Source organism: Kitasatospora sp. NPDC059973, from assembly GCF_042737525.1.
Taxonomy (GTDB): Bacteria; Actinomycetota; Actinomycetes; order Streptomycetales; family Streptomycetaceae; genus Kitasatospora.
The window spans coordinates 44660-64042 of the sequence record NZ_JBHWUI010000031.1 but is presented as its reverse complement, the minus strand read 5'-3'; the positions used below and the strand labels follow the sequence as shown (position 1 = coordinate 64042).

Genomic DNA, 19383 nt, shown 5'->3' with positions numbered 1-19383 from the left:
GCGAGAAGTCGGACCGGCCGACTTCTCGCGCCCTACGGCCTTGACCTCAACCGCACTTCATGGTGTGGGATGGGCATCGACGGCGGCGCACGCCGCCGGGGATCGTGGCCGGTCGAACGACGCGGTCGATGCCCCGTCCGTAGGGTGACGACCGGCCTCGGGCCAGTGGGCCGCCTCCGCACCCGATCGTGCCGGAGGCGGCCCCGGGCCCCGTCCGGCCGGGTCGGCTCGCCCGATCCGGTCGACAGGGCGGCCGCCGATGGCGCAGAGTCGCGGCATGCCCCAACTTCCGCTGCCGTCCCTCCCGGCCCACTACCGGAGCCGGGCCGCCACCCCGGCCGACGCACCGGCGATCCACCGGCTGGTCGCCGCCCGCGAACGCGAGTTGCCCGGCGGCGCCGGCGGCGGGGCCGAGAACGCGGTCGACGGCGTGGCCGCCGACCTGGCCCTGCCCGGTCTGGACCCGGCCCGCGACACGCTGCTGGTGCTGGACGCGGCGGGCACCGTGGTCGCCCGGGCCTGGGTGCACGGCGGCCGGCGGAGCAAGGTGGACGTCCACCCGGCGCACCGGGGCCAGGGGTTGGGCGGCGCGCTGCTCGACTGGGTCGAGGCGCGGGCCCGGGAGCTGGGCAGCGAGCGGCTCTCGCAGACCGTCCGGGACGGTGACCGCGCCGCCGACGCGCTGCTGCGTTCGCGCGGGTACGGGCCGTTCGTCACGCAGTGGCTGCTGGAGATCGGGCTGCCCGCCGGGCCGGCGGCGCCCGTACCACCGGACGGGATCACCGTCCGGCCGTTCCGCGCCGGCGACGAGCGGGCCGCGTACCTGCTCACCGAGGACGCGTTCGACGAGTGGCAGGTGCGGCGCAAGCCCTACGAGGAGTGGGCGCGGCACACCGTCGAGCGGGACACCTTCGCGCCCGCGCTCTCGCCGGTCGCGTTCGCGGCCGGGGAGATGGTCGGCGCGGTGCTGTCGCTGGACCTGCCGGACACCGGCGAGGGCTACATCGAGCGGGTCGCGGTCCGGCGGGACCACCGCGGCCGGGGCGTCGCCCGGGCGCTGCTGCGGGAGGCGTTCGCCGCGTTCCACCGGCGCGGCCGGCGGGCCTGCACGCTGTGGACGCACTCGGAGACCGGCGCGCTCGCGCTGTACCAGCGGGTGGGGATGACCGTCCGGCTCGGCTCGACGGTGTACGGCAAGCCGCTCCACCCGGGCGGGGCCGGCGGGCCGGCCCGATCGGGCGCGTGAGCCGGCCGTTCGGACCCGCCGGGAAGTTACCGTTCGGTAGGCTCCGGACCGGAGTCGTCGATCGACGCAGGAGCAGGGGGCGCACACGATGGAGCAGCGACGGACCGCGGTGGTGTCGGGCGGCGGGACGGGGATCGGCCGGGCGGTCGCCGCCGAACTCGCCGGACGCGGTTACCGGGTGGCGATCGTCGGACGGCGGGCCGAGGTGCTGGCGAAGGCCGCCGCGGAGATCGGGGGCGACGTGGTGCCGGTCACGGCCGACCTCACGGTGGCCGCCGAGGTCGCGGCGGCGGGCGAGGCGATCGCGGCACTCGGCCCGGTGGACGTGCTGGTCAACAACGCGGGCGCGGTGATCACCCCGCCCGCCGACGCCTCCCTCGAAGCCCTGGCCGAGGCCTGGCGGCGGGACCTGGACACCAACCTGCTGTCCGCCGTCCTGCTCACCGGCGCGCTCGCCGACCGGCTGCGCCGCCCGGGCGGCCGGGTGATCCTGATCAGCTCCGCCGCCGCCCAGCGCGGCGGGGCCGGCCCGCACTCGGCCGGTTCCTACGCCGCCGCCAAGGCCGCCCTGCACGGCTGGGGCTTCGGCCTCGCCCGGCAGTTCGGCCCGGAGGGCATCACCGTCAACATCCTCGCCCCCGGCTACGTCGAGTCCACCGAGATCTTCGGCAGCGGCTGGACGCCGGAGTTCCACGCCGACAAGATCGCCGCCACCCTGGTCGGCCGGGCCGGCACCCCGGAGGACGTGGCGGCGGCCGTCGCCTACCTGGCCTCCCCGGAGGCCGGCTACGTCACCGGCCAGGTCATCGGAGTCAACGGCGGCGCCGTCCTGGGGCGTTGAGGCCGAGCAGCGGACCCGCACCGGGCGGGCCGGTCCCGCCCGGTGCGGACCCATCGGCGGGCCGGCGGCTCCCGGGCCGGGCGCCTCACCACCGGCTTGCCACGCCAACCTGCGCCAGCTGCGGCCGGGCCAGCGAACCCGCGCGCGGCCGGGCGCCCTCGCGCGGGACCGGGCGACGACTGGCCGGGGCCCGGGCGGGCCCGGGGTCAGCGGCGGCCGGCCGCCAGCAGGGCGGGGAGGGTGGCGAACTTGACCCGGGGGCGGCCGGCGGCCTCACCGAGGGCGCGTTCGGCGCGGTCGATGGCCCGCAGCTGCTTCAGCCCGACGGCGTCCGGCCGCCGGCTGCGGACCAGCCGGGCCAACTCCCTTCGGGTGCCGGACGAATCGGGCAGCGCACCGGCCGCGGCATCGTCCAGCAGGGCGTCCACGGTCTCCTGCGCGCAGGCCCGGTTGGCCCCGATCCCGCCGGACGGCCCGCGCTTGGCCCAGCCCACGACGTAGGTGCCGGGCAGCGGCCGGCCGGTCTCCGGGTCGATCACGCGGCCGCCCCGGTGCGGCACGGCCGCGGCGGCGGCGTCGAAGGGCAGACCGGGCACGGGGACGCCCCGGTAGCCGATGGACCGCACCACCAGTCCGGCCCGGAGGGTGCCGTGCTCGCCGGTGGGTTCGGCACGCGGACCGTCGGGGCCGGCCACGAGCGCCGTCCCGCCGAGTCGGACGCCCTCGACGCGGCTCGTGCCCAGGAGTTCGGTGGGCGCGGCGAAGAAGCGCAGCACGATCCGGCGGCCGGGGCGCGGCGGCTCGCCGCCGTCGACGTGCTCCAGCGGCAGCCCGGCGAGCAGCGCGGCCTTCGAGCCCTCCGGCGCGGCGGCGATCGCGGCGCGGACCTCGGGGTGGTCCTCGACGACGAGTTCGACGCCGGGCAGGTGCTGGAGCGCGAGGAACTCGGACCGCGTCCAGGCCGCCTGCTCGGGCCCCCGGCGGGCGAGCAGCACCACCTCCCGCACCCGGCTGTCCCGCAGGGCGGCGAGGGCGTGGTCGGCGATGTCGGTCGCGGCGAGCCGGTCCGGGTCGAGCAGCAGGATCCGGGCGACGTCCACGGCGACGTTGCCGTTGCCGACGACGACCGCCCGCTCGGCGGAGAGGTCGACGGCCTCGGCCGGGACGGTCGGGTCGGCGTTGTACCAGCCGACGAAGGTGGTGGCGGGCAGGCTGCCGGGGAGGTCCTCACCGGGCAGGCCGAGTCGGCGGTCGGTGGCGGCGCCGACCGCGTACACGACGGCGTGGTGGTGGGCGGCCAGTTCGGCATGGCTGAGGTCCTTGCCGATCTCGACGTTGAGGTGGACCCGCAGCCGGGGGTGGTGGAACACGCTCGCGAAGCTCTCGGCGATCCGCTTGGTCGACTGGTGGTCGGGGGCGACGCCGTGCCGCAGCAGGCCGCCGGCGACCGGCAGCCGGTCGATCATGGTGATCTCCGCGCCGGTGGTGCGCAGCAGCGACTGGGCGGTGTAGCTCGCGGACGGGCCGGTGCCGACGATCGCTATCCGCAGCGGCCCGAGGTCGTCCGGCAGGCTCCGGGGGAAGGTCGGCGCTCCCCAGCTGTGGTCGGCCGGGTGGTCCCGGTAGTAGTCGCGGTTGAGCTCCCCGAAGACGGTGTCGGGGCCGGCGAGCCGGTCGACGGGATAGACGGCGTCGACCGGGCAGGCGTCCGCGCAGGCGCCGCAGTCGATGCAGGCGACCGGGTCGATGAAGAGCATGTCGGTACGGCCGAACTCCGGCTCGTCCGGGGTGGGGTGGATGCAGTTGACCGGGCAGACGGACACACACGAGGCGTCGTTGCAGCAGGTCTGGGTGATCGCGTAGGCCATGGCCGGGTGGGGTCCTCGCTGCGTGGGGGAGGCGGTCGGGTCACGCCGGGTCGGGTCGGGCGCAGGCGTCGAGCCGGTCGGCGCGGGCGTCGGCCGGCTCTCGGGGGCGGGACGGTAGGCGTCGGGACGGGGTTGCGGTCGCGTCGGCGAGCGCCGGCTCGGGTCGGCTCGGGTCAGAGCATGTCGACGCGGCGGTAGACCGCGGCCGCGGAGCTGTTGAGCAGCCCGGCCTCGCCGAGGAAGGCCATCAGGTGGCTGGAGCTGGTGCGCATCATCGCCTTGCGGTGCTGGTTGGCCCGCACCTCGGCCAGCGCCCGTTCGGTGTCCAGCCCGGCGGCCCGGTACACGCCCGGGTGGACCATGCTGCTGACGATGACGTAGGCCGCCACCGCGATGCCGGTCCCGGCGGCCCGCCGACGGGCGCGGCCGGCGCCGCGCAGCCGCTCGCGGATCTCCTGGCGGGCGAACTTCATGTGCCGCGATTCCTCGACGACATGGATCCGGGACGTCCCGCGGACGATGTCCAGGACGTTCTCGCCGCGCATCCAGTCGCGCTGCATGACGTCGAGCACCTCTTCGGCCACCAGGATCCCGCCGTAGGCGAGTTCACCCTTGGCGGTGGCCTTGAAGAGGCGGCCGGCCTGGGCGATCACCGCGGCCGGCCGGTACTGCGGGACGCCCATCTTCTCGCAGGCGCGCGCGAACATGATCGAGTGCCGGCACTCGTCGGCTATCTCGGTGAGGGCGAAGCGGAACTCCGCGCTGGCCGGGTTCTTCAGGTACTGGTCGCGCAGCACCATCTGCTGCAGGATCATCTCGAACCAGATGCCGGTGGTCATGATCGAGCAGACCTCGTGCCGGGTGAGGGTGACCCGCTGCCGCTCGGTCATCTCGTCCCACAGCCGGGTGCCGTAGAGCGTGCTCCACTCGGGGTTGAGCCCGTAGCCGTCCTCGGGGAGCGGCGCGTCCCAGTCGATCTCGGTCGCCGGGTCGTAGGAGAGGGTCGCGGCCGAGTCGAGCAGTCGCTTCGAGACGTCGTCGTCGGCCGAGGTGTGAGCGTGGATCCCTGCTGCCGTGCCGGGGTGAGCCATGGCTGCCTCCAGGTGCGTGCCCTGCGCGGGGTTCCCGCCCGCCCCGCTTATTAGACGGAGAGTACAATAAGAGGCCGGGCGCGAGAAGCCCTCGCGCACCGGCCTCCGGCGGAACCCGGATGGCACGTCAGCGTTCCGGCACGTCAGGCATCGCGAGCCGTCAAGGATGCGGACCGTCAGGCACTGCGGCCCGTCAGGCGTCGTGGTCCCTCAGGCATCGCGGCCCGGCACGCTGCCGGGGGTTGCACGCGTTCGGGCTGAGCGCCAGCCGGAGTGCCCCGGCGGCCTCCGCCGTGGCCTCGCGGAACCGCCGGCCTATCCCCAGGTAGTTGATGTAGCCGTGGATCAGGTCGGGCTGGCGGCTGAGCGCGACCACCACGCCCGCCTCGCGCAGCCGCTCGGCGTACGCCTCCCCCTCGTCGCGCAGCGGGTCGAAGCCCGCGGTGGCGATGTACGCGGGCGGCAGGCCGGTCAGGTCGGGGGTGAGCAACGGGGAGAGCCGGGGGTCCGAGCGGTCCACGCCCTCGGGTGCGTAGTGGTCGGCGAACCAGTCCATGTGCGCGCTGGTGAGGAGGAACCCGTCGGCGAACAGCTCCCGGGACGGCCGGTGCCGGGAGGCGTCGACCGCCGGGTAGAAGAGCAGCTGGAACGCGGGCGCGGGCCCGCCGCGCCGGACCGCCAGCTGGGCGGTGACGGCCGCCAGGTTGCCGCCGGCGCTGTCGCCGCCGACCGCGATCCGGTCCGGGTCCACACCGAGGTCGGCCGCCTCGGCATGGGCGTGGTCGAAGGCGGCCAGCGCGTCGTCCACGGCGGCCGGGAAGACGTGCTCCGGGGCCAGCCGGTACTCGACCGAGAGCACCCGGACACCCGCGTGCCGGGCGAGGAAGCGCGCGGTGTTGTCGTGGCTGGTCCGGGTGCCGAGCACCCAGCCGCCGCCGTGGAAGAAGACCAGCAGCCCGGACGGGGCGGCCAGGCCGTCCGGTGTGTACAGGGTGGCCGGCAGTTCGCCGTACTCGACCGGGATCCGGATCTCGCGGGTGGCCACCGGCTCGATCACCGGGCCGCTCACCAGGTGGCGGCCGTGGTCCAGCCCGACCCGCGACGCGGCCACTCCGGCGGGCCTGACCAGGTGGTTCCCGGAGATCCGCTGGAGGCTCAGCAGCAGTTGGGCGTCGAGGGCCAGCCGCTGGCCGTCCCGTCGGACGGGCGCGCCGGCGATCAGCCGGCGCAGCGGCCGCGGCAGCGCGTAGGCCGCGCGGACGGCGGCGGCCTGGGCACGGACCGGGACCGGGATCGGTGCCGGTGCCGGTGCCGGTGCCCGGGTCGGGATCGTCATGGTGCCTCCTGCGTGGTCGGGGCCCGGGCCGGCCGCTCGCGGTGGACCGGCACGACGGCTCGGGATCGAGGCGGCTCAGCGTAGTGTTACTCGCCGGTTCGGCCCAGCGTGCCCCTTCGCTTGACCGGTCGGTGACGGCCCGGGCCTCGCGCGATGTCCGCGCGGCGAATGCCGGGCGCCCGGCGGTCCTCGACCGGACGGGCGCGGGCCGGGCCCCGACCCGGCGCACCGACCACACCCCGAGCCCGTGGGACACCCCGGCAACGCCTGACGGGACACCCCGGCCCGGGCCCCGCGCAGGTCCCGGCCCGGCCGCCGCCGGTAGCCCGCCGTGACTGGCGGCGACGCGCGCCGGAGGGATGATGGAGAAGCCCCGGGCCAGGCAGCGGGGGGTACGGACCGGCGCGCTCGCGGCCGGAGGAGAGGAGCGGACCGGATGAGCACGGTGGACCTCCTCCCCCTCGGCCCCCGGTCACCGGTGGGCCGCGCCCGGCACCCGGTCCCCCCCGGCGGACGCCGGCTCTGCCGCTGCCCCTGCCGCTGCCCCTGCCCGGCGGGCGGTGACCCGGCGGCCCGGCGACGGCGGGGCAGCACATCACCCGGATGGGGGCCTGCGGCGGCACGCGGCCCGACGGCCGGAGGGAGGGTGACCATCGGACGGACGGACGAACCGCAGACGGCCGAGACCGCACGACACATCCGAGGTGCGCATCATGGACAGCCGACGACCCCCCTTCGTCGACAGCGCGGCCGGTGCCCTGCTGGACGCGGACGGCAGGATCGTCCGCTGGACCCGGGAGGCCGAGCAGCTGCTGTCCCTGCCCGCCTCCGAGGTCTGCGGCCGCCCGGTCCGTGAGCTGCTGGCCGACCCGGCCACCTGGACCGCCCTGCTGGCCGAACGCCGGGCCGAGCGCGCGGCGGCAGCGGAGCGCGCGGCGGCAGCTGAACGGGCGGCCACCGCCGAGCCGGCGGCGCCGCAGTCCCCGGAGCAGTCCTCCGACACCTGGTCCGGCACCGCGCTGGTGCGCTCCGGCCGGGGCGAGGAGCTGGGGATCGTCTTCCAGGTGCTCCCACTGGAGGACAGCGACGGCCGGAAGCCGTCCGACGCGGCCCGGTACTTCCTGCTCGGCGCCCCCGCCGAACTCGTCACCCAGTGGCGGCAGGACCAGGCGTTCACCCGGGAGCTGTTCCTCCAGGACCGGGTGGGCCTCGCCGTGTTCGACACCCAGCTGCGACTGGTCAGGACCAACACCCACCTGCTCCCCTACTCCGGCCTCCCGCCGGACCTGACCGGACGGCGCCTCGGGGACTTCCTGGAGCCCGAGGGCGCCGAGGCGGTCGAAAAGCAACTGCACGAGGTGCTGCGGACGGGCCGGCCGCTGGTGATCTCCGGAGAGCTGGTGCGGACGATCGAGGAGCCGGGCGGCGGGGCGGCGATGGTGATCTCGGCCTTCCGGCTGCAGGCCGCCGACGGTCAGGTGATCGGGGTGACGGCGCTGTTCACCGACGTCACCGCGCTCCACCGCTCCGGCGAGCGGCTCGCCGTGCTGCACCGCGCGACGGCGGCGGTCGGCGGATCGCTCTCGGTCACCGGCACCGCCGGGGACCTCGCCGCCGTCCTGGCGCCCGGGATGGCCGACCTGGCCGTGGTCGAGATCGCCGAGGCGGTGTTCACCGGCGAGGAGCCGGCGCCCGGCCGGGACGGCCGGCTGCTGCTCCGCCGGACCGCCGTCACCGGGGACGCGGACCTGCTGGAGGACGCGGGGCTCGACCGGGTGGCGGAGACGACTGCGGTCGAGTTCGACACCGAGGGCTCACCGATCGCCCCCGCCGGCCCTCCAACCCTGACCACCGCGGACGCCTCCCCGAGCACGGCCGGCCCGATGACCGCGCCGCTGCGCGCCCGGGGCAGCCTCCTCGGCCGGGTGACCGTCCACCGCGCCGCCGGCCGCCTCGCCTACGAACCGGCCGATCTGGACCTGCTGCGCGAGATCGCCGCCCGCACCGCCCTCGCGCTGGACAACGCCCGCCGCTACACCCGCGAGCACCGCGCCGCCGTCAGCCTCCAGCGCAGCCTGCTGCCGCCCGCGCACTTCGAGACCGCCGCCGTGACCACCGCCAGCGTCTACCTGCCCACCGACACCGCCAGCGGCGTCGGCGGCGACTGGTTCGACGTGATCCCGCTCTCCTCGGCCCGGGTCGCGCTGGTCGCCGGGGACGTGGTCGGCCACGGGCTGGAGGCCAGCGCCACCATGGGCCGGCTGCGCACCGCCGTCCGGACCCTCGCCGACCTCGACCTGGAACCCGACGAGCTGCTGGTCCATCTCGACGACCTGGTCTGCCAGTTGCTGATCGAGGGCGAGAGGCCGGAGGAGGACGGCGAGTGGCCCGCCGGTCAGCGGACCGGCCCGTTCGGCGCCACCTGCGTCTACGCCGTCTACGACCCGGTCTCGCGGCGGTGCGCGATGGCCTCCGCCGGACACCCGCCGCCCGCCGTCGCGGCGCCGGACGGCACCGTCGAGTACGTGCCGGTGCGCCCGGGCCCGCCGCTGGGCGTCAGCGGTCTGCCGTTCGAGGTGGCGGAGGTCGAGCTGGCGCCGGGCAGCGTACTGGCGCTCTACACCGACGGGCTGATCGTGGGGTACGGGGGCGACCTCGACGAGGGGCTGGCCGAACTGCGCAGCCGGATGGCCCGCCCCGGCGCCGCCGCCGCACCGCTGCGGGAGCTCGGCCGCGCCATCGTCGACGGTCAGCCGGCGCACCGGCTGGCCGACGACGTCACCCTGCTGCTCGCCCGCACCCGGGCGGTGCCGACCGACGCCACCGCCACCTGGTCGGTGGAGGCCGACCCGGCGGCCGTGGCCCGGGTCCGCGGCAGTGCGACGGCGCGGCTGCGCGCGTGGGGCCTGGAGGAGCTGGTCTTCACCACCGAGCTGGTGCTGAGCGAGCTGGTCACCAACGCCATCCGCTACGCCGGTGGCCCGGTCGAGGTGCGGCTGATCCTGGCGGAGCGGCTGACCTGCGAGGTCTCCGACCCCAGCGCCACCCAGCCGCGGATGCGCCGGGCCCGGCTCACCGACGAGGGCGGCCGGGGCCTGTACCTGGTCGCCCAGCTCACCAGCCGCTGGGGCAGCCGCTACACCCGCAACGGCAAGACCATCTGGGCCGAGCAGGAGCTGCCGTAGCCACCCCGGCCCGGGCCCGGGCCTGCCCAAGACGGCGAAGGACCGGGACGGCGAAGGACCGGCACGGGCGCCCTCGCCGTCCCGGGTGTCCAGCAACCGCACCAGCCGGGCCGCCCGAGACGCGGGTCACATCCGTGCGTGTCACAACCCGGCCGCCCGGTCCGTCTCAAGGGGTGCAGGGACGGACGACAACGGAGGAGCACCCCATGGACGCGCGACTGAGCCTGTTCGCCACCCCGGTTGCCGGGAAGGCCTTCAAGCACCTGATGGCGCTGGGCAGGACGCTCAAGGACGGACCGCTGCCGGCGGCGACGCAGGAGCTGGTGGCGCTGCGGGTGAGCCAGATCAACGGCTGCGCGGTCTGCATCGACATGCACGGCAAGGAGGCCGCGGCCGCCGGCGAGACCGCGGCGCGGCTCAACCTGGTGGCGGCGTGGCGGGAGGCGACGGTCTTCACCGAGGCCGAACGGGCCGCGCTGGAGCTGGCGGAGCAGGGGACGCGGGTCGCGGACGCGGCCGGCGGGGTCGACGACGAGGTGTGGGCGCGGGCTGCCGCGCACTACGACGAGGAGCAGTTGACCGCCCTGACCATGCTGGTCTCGCTCATGAACATGGTGAACCGGCTCAACGTCATCACCCGGCAGCCCGCCGGGGACTACGAGGTCGGCCAGTTCCACTGAGTACGCGACGGGCGGGGGCGAGGGGCTCCCGCCCGCGAATGGTTCGGACGATCAGGAGAGGGGATCCGGCGTGAGCAAGGTCGAGGAGTTCGAGGAGCTGCGGTCGCTGCTGTTCTCGATCGCCTACCGCATCCTGGGCAGCGTGAGCGAGGCCGAGGACGCCGTGCAGGAGACGTGGCTGCGCTACGACGGCTCGGCGACCCGGCCCACGTCGGTCAGGGCCTTCCTGTCGGCGACGGTGACGCGGATCTCGATCGACGTCCTGCGCTCGGCCCGGGTGCGGCGGGAGGCGTACGTGGGCGCGTGGTTCCCCGAGCCGCTGCTGGACGACCCCTACCAGGACCCGGCGCGGTCGGCGGAGCTGGCGGACTCGGTGTCGATGGCGGCGCTGCTGCTGCTGGAGCGGCTCAGCCCGCTGGAGCGGGCGGCGTTCGTGCTGCGGGAGGTGTTCGGCTTCGGGTACGACGAGGTGGCGGCGACGGTCGGCCGGTCCGAGGCCGCCTGCCGGCAGCTGGTGGTGCGGGCCCGCCGGCACATGGAGGCCGGACGGCCGCGCTTCGAGGCGGTCCGCACGGAGCAGGAGGAGCTGTCGGCGCGGTTCTTCGAGGCCCTGCGCGAGGGTGATGTGGCCGGTCTGCAGGAGCTGCTGGCCGCCGACGTGACGATGGTCGGCGACGGCGGCGGCAAGACCCCGCAGCTGGCCAGGGCCATCGTCGGCGCCGGGAACGTGGCCCGGCTGCTGGCCGCCTTCTTCCCCCGGCTGGCGCTGGTCGACGTGACCTGCGAGCCGCACGAGGTCAACCGACAGCCGGGCGCGATCCTTCGCGACCGGGACGGCAGGGTGCTGCAGGCGCTGTCGCTCGACGTGCTCGACGGCCGGATCCAGGCCATCCGCCTGGTCCTCAACCCCGACAAGCTCGGCCACCTCGGCCCGGTCGCCGACGCCTGGGCCGTCCACGACGAGGTCCGGAAGGCCGGCCGCCCGAGGCGGTGACCCCGGGACAACGAGAAGGCCGGCCGGTCCGACGTGAGTCGGGCCGACCGGCCTTCTGCTGGTCTGACGACCAAGTGTGCGCGAGGGGGGAGTTGAACCCCCACGCCCTTTCGGGCACTGGAACCTGAATCCAGCGCGTCTGCCTATTCCGCCACCCGCGCATCTGGGTGATGAGGTAAATCGTAGCCCATCCGCGCGGGTGCTCCGAACCAGGTCAGTGGGGCCGCCGGGATCAGCCGGCGAGGCGCTCCACGATCCAGTCCAGCAGCACGGGGGATCCGTTGCTGTGCACGGTGTTGTCGTCGTCGAAGGCGACCTCGTCCAGGTGGCCCCGGTCGAGGTCCGCGTCGGTGATGGAGAGGTTCACGTCGACGTTCCACCGCACCGGGTCGAAGTCCAGCGCCGCCGCGCTGACGGACGGGACGAAGGCGCCGCTGCGGAAGTCCTCGGAGATCTTCGCCTTCAGCGCGTCCGCGACCTTGCCGAAGGAGTCCAGGGTGCCGCCGGGCGCCCCGTCCAGCGCCGGGACCTCGGTGGTGGTGCTGCGACGCATCGCCAGGCCGAGGTGCATGCCGCCGATCGGCTGCTCCTCGCCCCGCTCCGGCTGGAAGCGAGCCGTGGCGCTGGCGATCAGCGCTTGCCAGTCGAAGGCGACCTCGCCCGCCGGCAGCGGGCGGCCGACGCCGTCGCGGCGGCCGTTGGAGACACCCAGCTTGCGCGGGATCGACGGGAACTCGTCGAAGCGCTTGAGGTCCGCCAGGAACTCCTCGCGCAGCGGGCTGGAGGTGGCGACCGGCCCGGAGTACTTGGAGTTCTCCACCCAGGCCCAGAGCAGCTGCTGGGCGGCGGGGCTGCGGATCAGGTCGGCCTGCTTGGCGCCGTCCGGGCCCGCCGGGGTGTAGTCCTCGAAGAAGTAGGCCATCTGCTGGAGCACCAGCGGGATCCACGCGCCGTTGTGGGGCGAGTCGTAGGAGAGGTACGTCTCCGTCTCGTGGTCCATCTTCTGCGTCTCCAGCTTGGCGAGCGCGAAGCGGGTGACGATCCCGCCCATGCTCACCCCGCCGACGGTCAGCCGCTCGTCGCCCACCCGCTCGTCGATCAGCTTCTGGATCGCCGCGATCGCGACCTCGGCGTTGGCCTGGATGTGGGTGTGCCGCTCCTCGAAGCCGAGCAGGACGATGTCGAAGCCCCGGGCGAGCAGCTGGTCGAAGAGCCCCTGCTTGTCGCCGTAGGGCTGGTTGAAGTACGCGAACAGCTCGGGGAGCTTGCTCGGGCCGTAGCTGAAGCCGTCCGCGAAGAGGAAGGGCTTGCGCAGGCCGAGCTTCGGGTTGGCGTAGTAGACGGCCGCCTTGCCCTTCGCCGCCTGCCCCTTGTACTCGGCACCGGTCAGCTCCCAGACCACGTCGGCCTGGCGCCCGCCCGGGGCCGAGCGCTCCAGCGCGGAGGCGAACCACACGTCGGTCGTCAGCGAGGCGGCGAGCTCCGCCACCTCCGCCTGACTGGGCTCCGCCTGGCTCCCCTTGAGGGTCAGGGCTACGTCGATCCGGGGTTCCTGTGTCATGACTACCGCCTCGGTCCAGTCGAACGGGGATCACGTGCGCACAGTCGATGACCGTAATGGTTTGATCACGCACCGCACCAGCGAAACACGCAGAGTGATCGAGATTGTTCGGCCGCAGTTGGCGGATGACCGGAGTTGTCCGACCGGTCAGACGGGAAAGTCGCCGGCCCGGACGGCGGCGAGGAAGGAGTCCCAGGCGGAGGCGGGGAAGAGGAGCGCGGGCCCGTCGGGGTCCTTCGAGTCACGCACCGGCACGAGGCCGGGGAATCCGGGGGCCACTTCGACGCAGTCGCCGCCGTTGCTTCCGCTGTGGCTGCTCTTGCGCCAGGCGGCTGCGGCGAGCTCGTTCGTCGTCATCTCTGAACCCTTCCAGCGCGTCGGCGATCAGCGCGAGCGAGTCCCCCACTGAAAACGCGTCCCCACGGAGGCGATCATAGCTTTGCTGGTGACCGGACACGATTGCCGCGACGTCGCACGGATGCCCTCGATCAAGGCTCTCCGAGTAAACCCAGTGCTGCCCGCCAGGCATCTCCAACATCACCATGGACTTGTCGACTACGGTCCGGCACTGCGCGAACGGCACGACCTGGATGACGATGTTGGGCAACTCGGCAACGGCCAGCAAGTGCTCCATCTGGCGCCTCATCACACCGGGGCCGCCGACCACGTTCCGGATGGCACTCTCGTCCAGGAGTGCAAGCAAGAGGGGTCCACCGTCGGCGAGAAACCGTCGCTGCCTTCCCAATCGCGCGGCAGTCCGCTCTTCGACCAACTCGGGACTTCCCGCGGCATCCCCCGTGGCGAACAGAGCCCGCGCATACTCCCTGCACTGCAGCAGCCCGTGCATGAAGTTGAATTGGAAGACCCTGATGGCAACTGCCTCGGCCTCCATGTCCGCGTGCTCCTGGAACCAGTCCGGGTGCTCGATCTCCGCGTTCCAGTCCACCCGGTCCCAGAGCCGCTTCAGCAAGCCACCGGTGCTCATCAACTGGTCGGCTTCCTCCACCGACTCAGGAGGCATCCGGCGCTTGCCACTCTCATATCGGGTGATGTTCGTCCGATTGCAGTGCAGGAGCTTGCCGAGCTCCTCCTGCGTGTAGCCGCCCAACTCGCGGTAGAACCGCAGCTCTTCGCCGAACATCACGGCGGAGCTGGCCGTCGGCCCCTGCTTCGCCCTCCGGTGTGACATGCCGTCCCCCCTCACGTGCCGCATGTGACCGGTACTCCGGATTGGTCGTCACCGTACCTCCGTCCCCTCGATGATTGATGCCGGAACGCAATCTTCTGCTTGCACCGCGTGACCACGCGCCGTCCCGCGAGCCGCTTCCACTCCCCCATCGCCCCAGGAGGTAGCCACGCCATGTCCAAGAACTGCGTAGACCGCCGGCTGTTCGGCCCCCAGCACCGTCGGCCGCGTGAATTCGCGGCGCGGCTGGACTCCCGGCCCGCGTGCACTCCCCTGGCCCGGCTGATGCTGCGGGCCTATCTGGCCGGGATGCCGCAGGGCGAACGCTATTCGGACGTCGGCGAGTTGCTGCTCGGCGAACTCTTCGCCAACGCCGTCCAGCACAGTGACGCGCCGCCGGACCGCATGATCGAGGTCCGGTTCGCACTGATCACCGACCGGCTCCGGATCGAGGTGCACGACGCGGGCACCGGCCGCCCGACCGCCCGGCTCTCCGCCACCGACGACGAGCACGGGCGGGGCCTCTTCCTCGTCAACGAGCTCGCGGACCGGTGGGGTTGCCGCCCGCGTGCGGGCGGGGTGGGCAAGTTCGTCTGGGCCCTGGTCGCCCCCGGGCCCGAGTACACCGGCCCGGCCTTCGGTCGTGCTCCCGGCGTCATCGCCGTCTGACGGCAGCGCCGCCCCGGCGCATTCACCGTGCGCCCCGCAACGGTTTCCCCCCAACGTGGGGTTTGGCTCAACCCGTCGGCCCGTGCGTACCGATGCCCCATGCGGCGCAAGTCCCGGGCGGGGTGGCGGCGCTGAGGGCTGCCACCCCGTTCGCCGCTCCTCCCCCGGTCGACGACTACCGCTGGCCGTTACTTCGCGGCGTCGAGGGTGGCGCGCCAGAGCGGGCTGTCGACGTAGTGGTTGTCGTACTGCTCGGAGGAGTCCTTGATCTCCTGCGGGCTCGCCTCGCCGCGCATCACCCGGCCGAGCAGGCGCAGGTAGTCGAAGCGGGGCATGCCCGGGGTGAAGACGAAGAGCACGTCGGCCTCGGAGCCGGGCGCCGCCGCGAAGGCGTGCGGGGTGTGCGGCGGGACGAGCAGCAGGTCGCCGGCGCCGAGGACCTTGATCTCGTTCTCGACCAGCACCTGCAGCGAGCCGTCGATCACGAAGAACAGCTCCGAGGCCCGGGTGTGGAAGTGGGCCGGGGCGCCGACCGCGCCCTTGGCGAAGGTCGAGCGGTAGCTGGTGATCGAGCTGCCGTCGGTGCCGCAGTCGGCCAGCAGGGTCATCACGCTGCTCGGGTCACTGGTGGTCTCGGCCTCGGCCGCGCGGGTCAGCACGGGCTTGAGGTCGGCGGCGGCCGGGATGAGGTTCGCAGCGGTGTTCACAGTCGTTCTCCGTGTTTCGGGTGGTGGGCCCCGGTCTCTCGCCGTGGCCTTGTGTCTACGACTCTACGCAGTCGAGAGACCCGAGCCAGGGTGCATTTCCGACCCACTTCCATGGGTCAATTCTCGGACGGTGCCGGACGTGACCCAGCGTCATCCGAGGCCCTCGCAGCAGCCTTTCAGACGTCGCGGCGCCGCACGACGACCACCGCGAGCACGACGGCGACCAGCGGCCAGAGCAGGTACACGGCCCACGAGCCGGGGACGGTCGCGGTGTACGCGAGGGAGTCGGGATCCGCCGGCCAGTTCTGGACCAGGCGCCGCCAGGCGGTGGACGGCATCAGGTGGTTGACGTCCGCCGACCAGCGCGTCCCCTCCGAGAACATCGGGGGCAGCAGCACCAGCGTGAAGACCCCGGTGACCACGGTGGTGGCGGTGTGCCGGATCAGCACCCCGAGACCCAGCCCGACCAGGGCGCAGATCGGGGCCACCAGGGTGCACGCCACCAGGGCCCGGGCCAGGCCGTGCTGGGTGGCGGGGGCTCCCCCGCCCAGCACGGCCTGGGAGGCCAGGAAGGAGCCGACGGAGGTCACCGCGCCGACCGCGGTCCACAGCGCGGCGGTGACGGCCGCCTTGGCCAGGACCACCTGGCCACGGGCGGGGACGGCCACCGTGGTGGTGCGGATCAGCCCGCTGCTGTACTCGCTCACCACGGTGATGGCGCCCATCGTGGCGGCGACCAGCATCAGGGTCCAGTACCCGGCCGCCGGAAAGGCGTTGAAGGGGAGGAACTCGCGGGGCGCGCCCGGGACCGCGTCGCCGTCGTGCGCCGCCATCGTCGCCGCGACGGCGGAGCCGATGACGAACACCGTGGTGACCGCGATCGCCCACGGGGTGGAGCGCAGCGACCGCGTCTTGATCCACTCGGAGGCGAGCAGATCGCCGAAGCGCACGGGCGAGGCAGCCGCCGGGACGACTGAGGGGGTGACTGCGGGGGCTGCCGCCGGGGCGGCCGTGGACGTGGTCATCGGGGCTCTCCTGCCAGGTATTCGACGCTGTCGGCGGTGAGTTCCATGAAGGCCTCCTCCAAGGAGGCGTTCCGGGTGGTCAGTTCGTCCAGCAGGATCCGGTGCTCCAGGGCGAGCGCGCCGATCCGGTCCGCCGGCAGTCCGGTCACGGTGAGCCTCCCGGTACCGGCCGGGTCCGCCGGTGCGACCGAGCCGCCCGCGGCGGCCAGCACCGCCGCCAGTTCGGCGGCCTGCCGGGTGCCCACCACGACGCCCCGGCCGGTGCTGCGGGCCGCGAACTCCCCGACCGGCTCGGCGGCGATGAGCCGGCCCCGGCCGATCACCACGAGGTCGTCGGCGGTGTGCTCCATCTCCGACATCAGGTGGCTCGACAGCAGCACCGTGCGCCCCTCGGCGGCCAGGCGCCGGAACAGCCGGCGCATCCAGAGCACGCCCTCCGGGTCCATGCCGTTGACCGGTTCGTCGAAGACCAGCACGGGCGGGTCGCCGAGCAGGGCGGTGGCGATCCCGAGCCGCTGCTTCATGCCCAGCGAGAACCCGCCGATCCGGCGGGCCGCCGCCTCGGCCAGCCCCACCTCCCGCAGCACCTCGTCGACCCGGCGCAGCGGGATGCCGTTGCTGCGGGCCAGGGCGGACAGCTGGGCCGCGGCGCTGCGTCCGCCGTGCACCTGGTTGGCGTCGAGGAGCGCGCCGACGTGCCGCAGGCCGCGCGGGTGGGTGCGGAAGGGGAGGCCGCCGACGGTGGCGGTGCCGGCCGTCGGGGCGTCCAGGCCGAGGATCATCCGCAGGGTGGTGGTCTTGCCCGCTCCGTTGGGGCCGAGGAATCCGGTGACCCGGCCCGGCCGCACGGTGAAGGTGAGACGGTCGACGGCGGTCCTGCCGCCGTAGTGCTTGGTGAGTTCCTTGACTTCGATCACGAGGACGACTCTGCCCGGGCGGCCCTCGTCCGGGCATCGGGCCCGGGGCGACACCTCCCCCGGCGGGATCCGCCCACGGGCGTACGCCCCCGGGCCGATGCCGCGCGGGCGGCCGCTGGCTAACCTCGCCGCATGAACGTCGGAACGATCACCCCGCGCACCGCCACGCCCCCGCCCCGGCCCTCGCGGAGAGGCGCCGTGCCGGTGACCGGCACGCGCGTCGCGGCCTGGGTGGGCGGCTCCGTCTACGTGCTCGCGACGGCTCTGCTGGCGGGGGCCACGCCGCGGGCTCCGCACGCGCTGCACGCCGTCGGGTCGCTGCTGGCCGTGAGCCTGCTGGTCGGTGTGGTGCGGAGGATGCCGCTGCTGGCGCTGGCGATGGCCCTCCTCGGCTCCGCCGTCGTGGTGGTGGGCACGGGGAACTCCGGGGATCCGCACCTGGCGTTGACCTACCAGAGCCAGTTCCTGCCCTTCCTGGCGGTGGACGCCCTCCTGGGCTTCGTCGTCGCCACCGGTGCGCGCCGGGCCTGGATCGGCGCCGTGACCGTGTCCACCCTCGTCCAACTGCTGCTGGTCGGCGGCTTCGCCCACGGGGACAACCTGACCGCCAACGCCGTGATCGCCGTCCTGGCGACGGCCGCGGCCTGCACCGTCGGCCTGCTGGTCCGCGAGCGCCGCGAGCACGCGGTGGCGCTGCGCTCGCAGGAGGCGGCCGAGGCGGTGACCGCCGAACGGCTGCGGATCGCCCGGGAGTTGCACGACATGGTCGCGCACAGCATCGGCATCATCGCCATCCAGGCCGGGGTCGGGAGCCGGGTGATCGAGACCCAGCCCGCGGAGGCCCGGGAGGCGCTGCGCGCCATCGAGGCCACCAGCCGCGAGACGCTGGCGGGTCTGCGCCGCACGCTGGTGGCGCTGCGGCAGAGCGACCCGGGCCCCGCGGAGTCGAGGCGGGCGCCGCTCGCGCCCTCGCCCGGACTGGCGGACATCGACGGGCTGGTGGCGGCGACGGCCGACGCGGGGGTGCGGGTCGACCTGCGCCAGCGGGGGGAGCGGCGTCCGCTGCCGGCCGAGATCGAGCTGTCCGCCTACCGTATCGTCCAGGAGGCGCTGACCAACGTGGTCCGCCACGCGGGCACCGGGCACTGCCGGGTGACCATCGATCACGGGGACGGGGAGCTGTCGGTGGAGATCGTCGACGACGGGCGCGGCGCCGCCACGAGCGGGCCGGACCACGGCTTCGGGCTGGTGGGCATGCGGGAGCGGGTCGCCCTGCTGCACGGCCGGCTGAGCGCCGGGCCGCGCCCCGGGGGCGGCTTCCGGGTGGCCGCCCGGCTGCCGCTGCCCGCCGGAGTCACGGCGGTGGCCCGATGAGCGTCCGCGTCCTGCTCGTCGACGACCAGCCGCTGGTGCGGTCCGGACTGCGCGTGATCATGGCCGACCACCCCGACCTGCTGGTGGTCGGCGAGGCCGCCGACGGCGCCGAGGCCGTCCGACTGGTCGGCGAGCTGGGCCCCGACGTCGTGGTGATGGACATCCGGATGCCCGGCATGGACGGGATCGAGGCCACCCGACTGATCACGGCCGGACCGGCGACGGCCCGCGTCCTCGTGCTGACCACCTTCGACGAGGACGACCACGTCTACGACGCGCTGCGGGCCGGGGCGAGCGGCTTCGTGGTCAAGGACATGGCGCTGGACGACATCCTCGCGGCGGTCCGGGTGGTCGCCGACGGCGACGCGCTGATCGCGCCGGGCGTGACGCGCCGGCTGATCGCGGACTTCGTCGGGCGCCCGGGGGCCGCCCGCCCCGGGGCCGCCCCGGAGGGCCCGCCCCCGACGGTCGAGGGCATCACCGAGCGGGAGCGGGAGGTGCTGACCCTGGTCGGACGCGGCCGGTCGAACGCCGAGATCGCCGAGGACCTCTTCATCACGGTGGCCACCGCCAAGTCGCACGTGTCGCGGCTGCTCGCCAAGCTGGGCGCCCGGGACCGGGTCCAGCTCGTGATCACCGCCTACGAGGCCGGGCTGGTCACGCCGTCCCGGTGACCGCCCGGCCCGGCCCCGGCGGACCGGCC

Annotated in this window: 17 protein-coding genes and 1 tRNA gene; 8 read left to right on the top strand and 10 right to left on the bottom strand. The window is 74.3% G+C overall.

All coding sequences use genetic code 11. The annotated features are described in order from the left end of the window. The first annotated feature begins 277 nt into the window (after nt 1-277). Complete coding sequence (locus ACFWA9_RS11760) at nt 278-1246, top strand: GNAT family N-acetyltransferase (protein ID WP_380385892.1); 969 nt, start codon at nt 278-280, stop codon at nt 1244-1246. A gap of 88 nt (nt 1247-1334) precedes the next feature. Beyond that, nucleotides 1335-2087 (top strand): SDR family NAD(P)-dependent oxidoreductase, encoded by a 753-nt coding sequence (locus tag ACFWA9_RS11755; protein ID WP_380385889.1) that lies wholly within the window; start codon nt 1335-1337, stop codon nt 2085-2087. Nucleotides 2088-2293: 206 nt separating this feature from the next. Here ACFWA9_RS11755 and ACFWA9_RS11750 read toward each other — a convergent pair whose 3' ends face one another. The 3 genes from ACFWA9_RS11750 to ACFWA9_RS11740 form a co-directional block, all read right to left on the bottom strand. After that, entirely contained in the window at nt 2294-3955 is a 1662-nt protein-coding gene (locus ACFWA9_RS11750) for an FAD-dependent oxidoreductase (RefSeq protein WP_352293898.1), read from the bottom strand. A 173-nt stretch (nt 3956-4128) separates the two neighbouring features. Continuing rightward, the gene (locus ACFWA9_RS11745; protein ID WP_380385886.1) at nt 4129-5046 is read right to left on the bottom strand and encodes a diiron oxygenase; all 918 of its coding nucleotides are present in this window, start codon (nt 5044-5046) and stop codon (nt 4129-4131) included. Nucleotides 5047-5239: 193 nt separating this feature from the next. Then, complete coding sequence (locus ACFWA9_RS11740) at nt 5240-6382, bottom strand: alpha/beta hydrolase (protein WP_380385883.1); 1143 nt, start codon at nt 6380-6382, stop codon at nt 5240-5242. A gap of 713 nt (nt 6383-7095) precedes the next feature. Here ACFWA9_RS11740 and ACFWA9_RS11735 point away from each other — a divergent pair. The 3 genes from ACFWA9_RS11735 (at nt 7096) to ACFWA9_RS11725 (ending at nt 11241) form a co-directional block, all read left to right on the top strand. Continuing rightward, a complete protein-coding gene (locus ACFWA9_RS11735; protein ID WP_380385880.1) occupies nt 7096-9567 on the top strand; it encodes a SpoIIE family protein phosphatase in 2472 nt (823 codons plus the stop codon). Nucleotides 9568-9773: 206 nt separating this feature from the next. Next, nucleotides 9774-10247, top strand: coding sequence for a carboxymuconolactone decarboxylase family protein (locus ACFWA9_RS11730; RefSeq protein ID WP_352293890.1), 474 nt, complete (start codon nt 9774-9776; stop codon nt 10245-10247). 70 nt (nt 10248-10317) lie between these two features. Continuing rightward, nucleotides 10318-11241 (top strand): RNA polymerase sigma-70 factor, encoded by a 924-nt coding sequence (locus ACFWA9_RS11725; protein WP_329489957.1) that lies wholly within the window; start codon nt 10318-10320, stop codon nt 11239-11241. A gap of 77 nt (nt 11242-11318) precedes the next feature. Here ACFWA9_RS11725 and ACFWA9_RS11720 read toward each other — a convergent pair. The 4 genes from ACFWA9_RS11720 to ACFWA9_RS11705 form a co-directional block, all read right to left on the bottom strand. After that, nucleotides 11319-11402, bottom strand: a tRNA-Leu gene (locus ACFWA9_RS11720). A gap of 71 nt (nt 11403-11473) precedes the next feature. Then, nucleotides 11474-12802 (bottom strand): hypothetical protein, encoded by a 1329-nt coding sequence (locus ACFWA9_RS11715; RefSeq protein ID WP_380385876.1) that lies wholly within the window; start codon nt 12800-12802, stop codon nt 11474-11476. Between the two features lie 147 nt (nt 12803-12949). Next, entirely contained in the window at nt 12950-13081 is a 132-nt protein-coding gene (locus ACFWA9_RS11710) for a DUF397 domain-containing protein (RefSeq protein ID WP_380385873.1), read from the bottom strand. Then, nucleotides 13044-13943: a helix-turn-helix domain-containing protein gene (locus ACFWA9_RS11705; protein ID WP_380385871.1), complete on the bottom strand. Its 900-nt coding sequence runs from the start codon at nt 13941-13943 to the stop codon at nt 13044-13046. The genes ACFWA9_RS11710 and ACFWA9_RS11705 overlap by 38 nt, the downstream gene beginning before the upstream one ends. A 219-nt stretch (nt 13944-14162) precedes the next feature. Here ACFWA9_RS11705 and ACFWA9_RS11700 point away from each other — a divergent pair, with 219 nt between their 5' ends. Next, nucleotides 14163-14657: an ATP-binding protein gene (locus ACFWA9_RS11700; protein WP_380385868.1), complete on the top strand. Its 495-nt coding sequence runs from the start codon at nt 14163-14165 to the stop codon at nt 14655-14657. A 188-nt stretch (nt 14658-14845) separates the two neighbouring features. Here ACFWA9_RS11700 and ACFWA9_RS11695 read toward each other — a convergent pair whose 3' ends face one another. The 3 genes from ACFWA9_RS11695 to ACFWA9_RS11685 all read right to left on the bottom strand — a co-directional run bounded on the left by ACFWA9_RS11695 (nt 14846) and on the right by ACFWA9_RS11685 (nt 17306). Further along, nucleotides 14846-15364: a cupin domain-containing protein gene (locus ACFWA9_RS11695; RefSeq protein WP_329489950.1), complete on the bottom strand. Its 519-nt coding sequence runs from the start codon at nt 15362-15364 to the stop codon at nt 14846-14848. A gap of 176 nt (nt 15365-15540) precedes the next feature. Then, a complete protein-coding gene (locus tag ACFWA9_RS11690; protein ID WP_380385865.1) occupies nt 15541-16389 on the bottom strand; it encodes an ABC transporter permease in 849 nt (282 codons plus the stop codon). Next, entirely contained in the window at nt 16386-17306 is a 921-nt protein-coding gene (locus ACFWA9_RS11685) for an ABC transporter ATP-binding protein (protein ID WP_380385862.1), read from the bottom strand. Before ACFWA9_RS11685 ends, ACFWA9_RS11690 begins: the two co-directional genes overlap by 4 nt. A 132-nt stretch (nt 17307-17438) precedes the next feature. Between ACFWA9_RS11685 and ACFWA9_RS11680 the strand changes: the two genes are divergently transcribed. After that, the gene (locus tag ACFWA9_RS11680; protein ID WP_380385858.1) at nt 17439-18680 is read left to right on the top strand and encodes a sensor histidine kinase; all 1242 of its coding nucleotides are present in this window, start codon (nt 17439-17441) and stop codon (nt 18678-18680) included. After that, nucleotides 18677-19354, top strand: a complete 678-nt coding sequence (locus ACFWA9_RS11675) for a response regulator transcription factor (protein ID WP_329489946.1) — start codon at nt 18677-18679, stop codon at nt 19352-19354. Before ACFWA9_RS11680 ends, ACFWA9_RS11675 begins: the two co-directional genes overlap by 4 nt. Nucleotides 19355-19383: the final 29 nt, after the last annotated feature.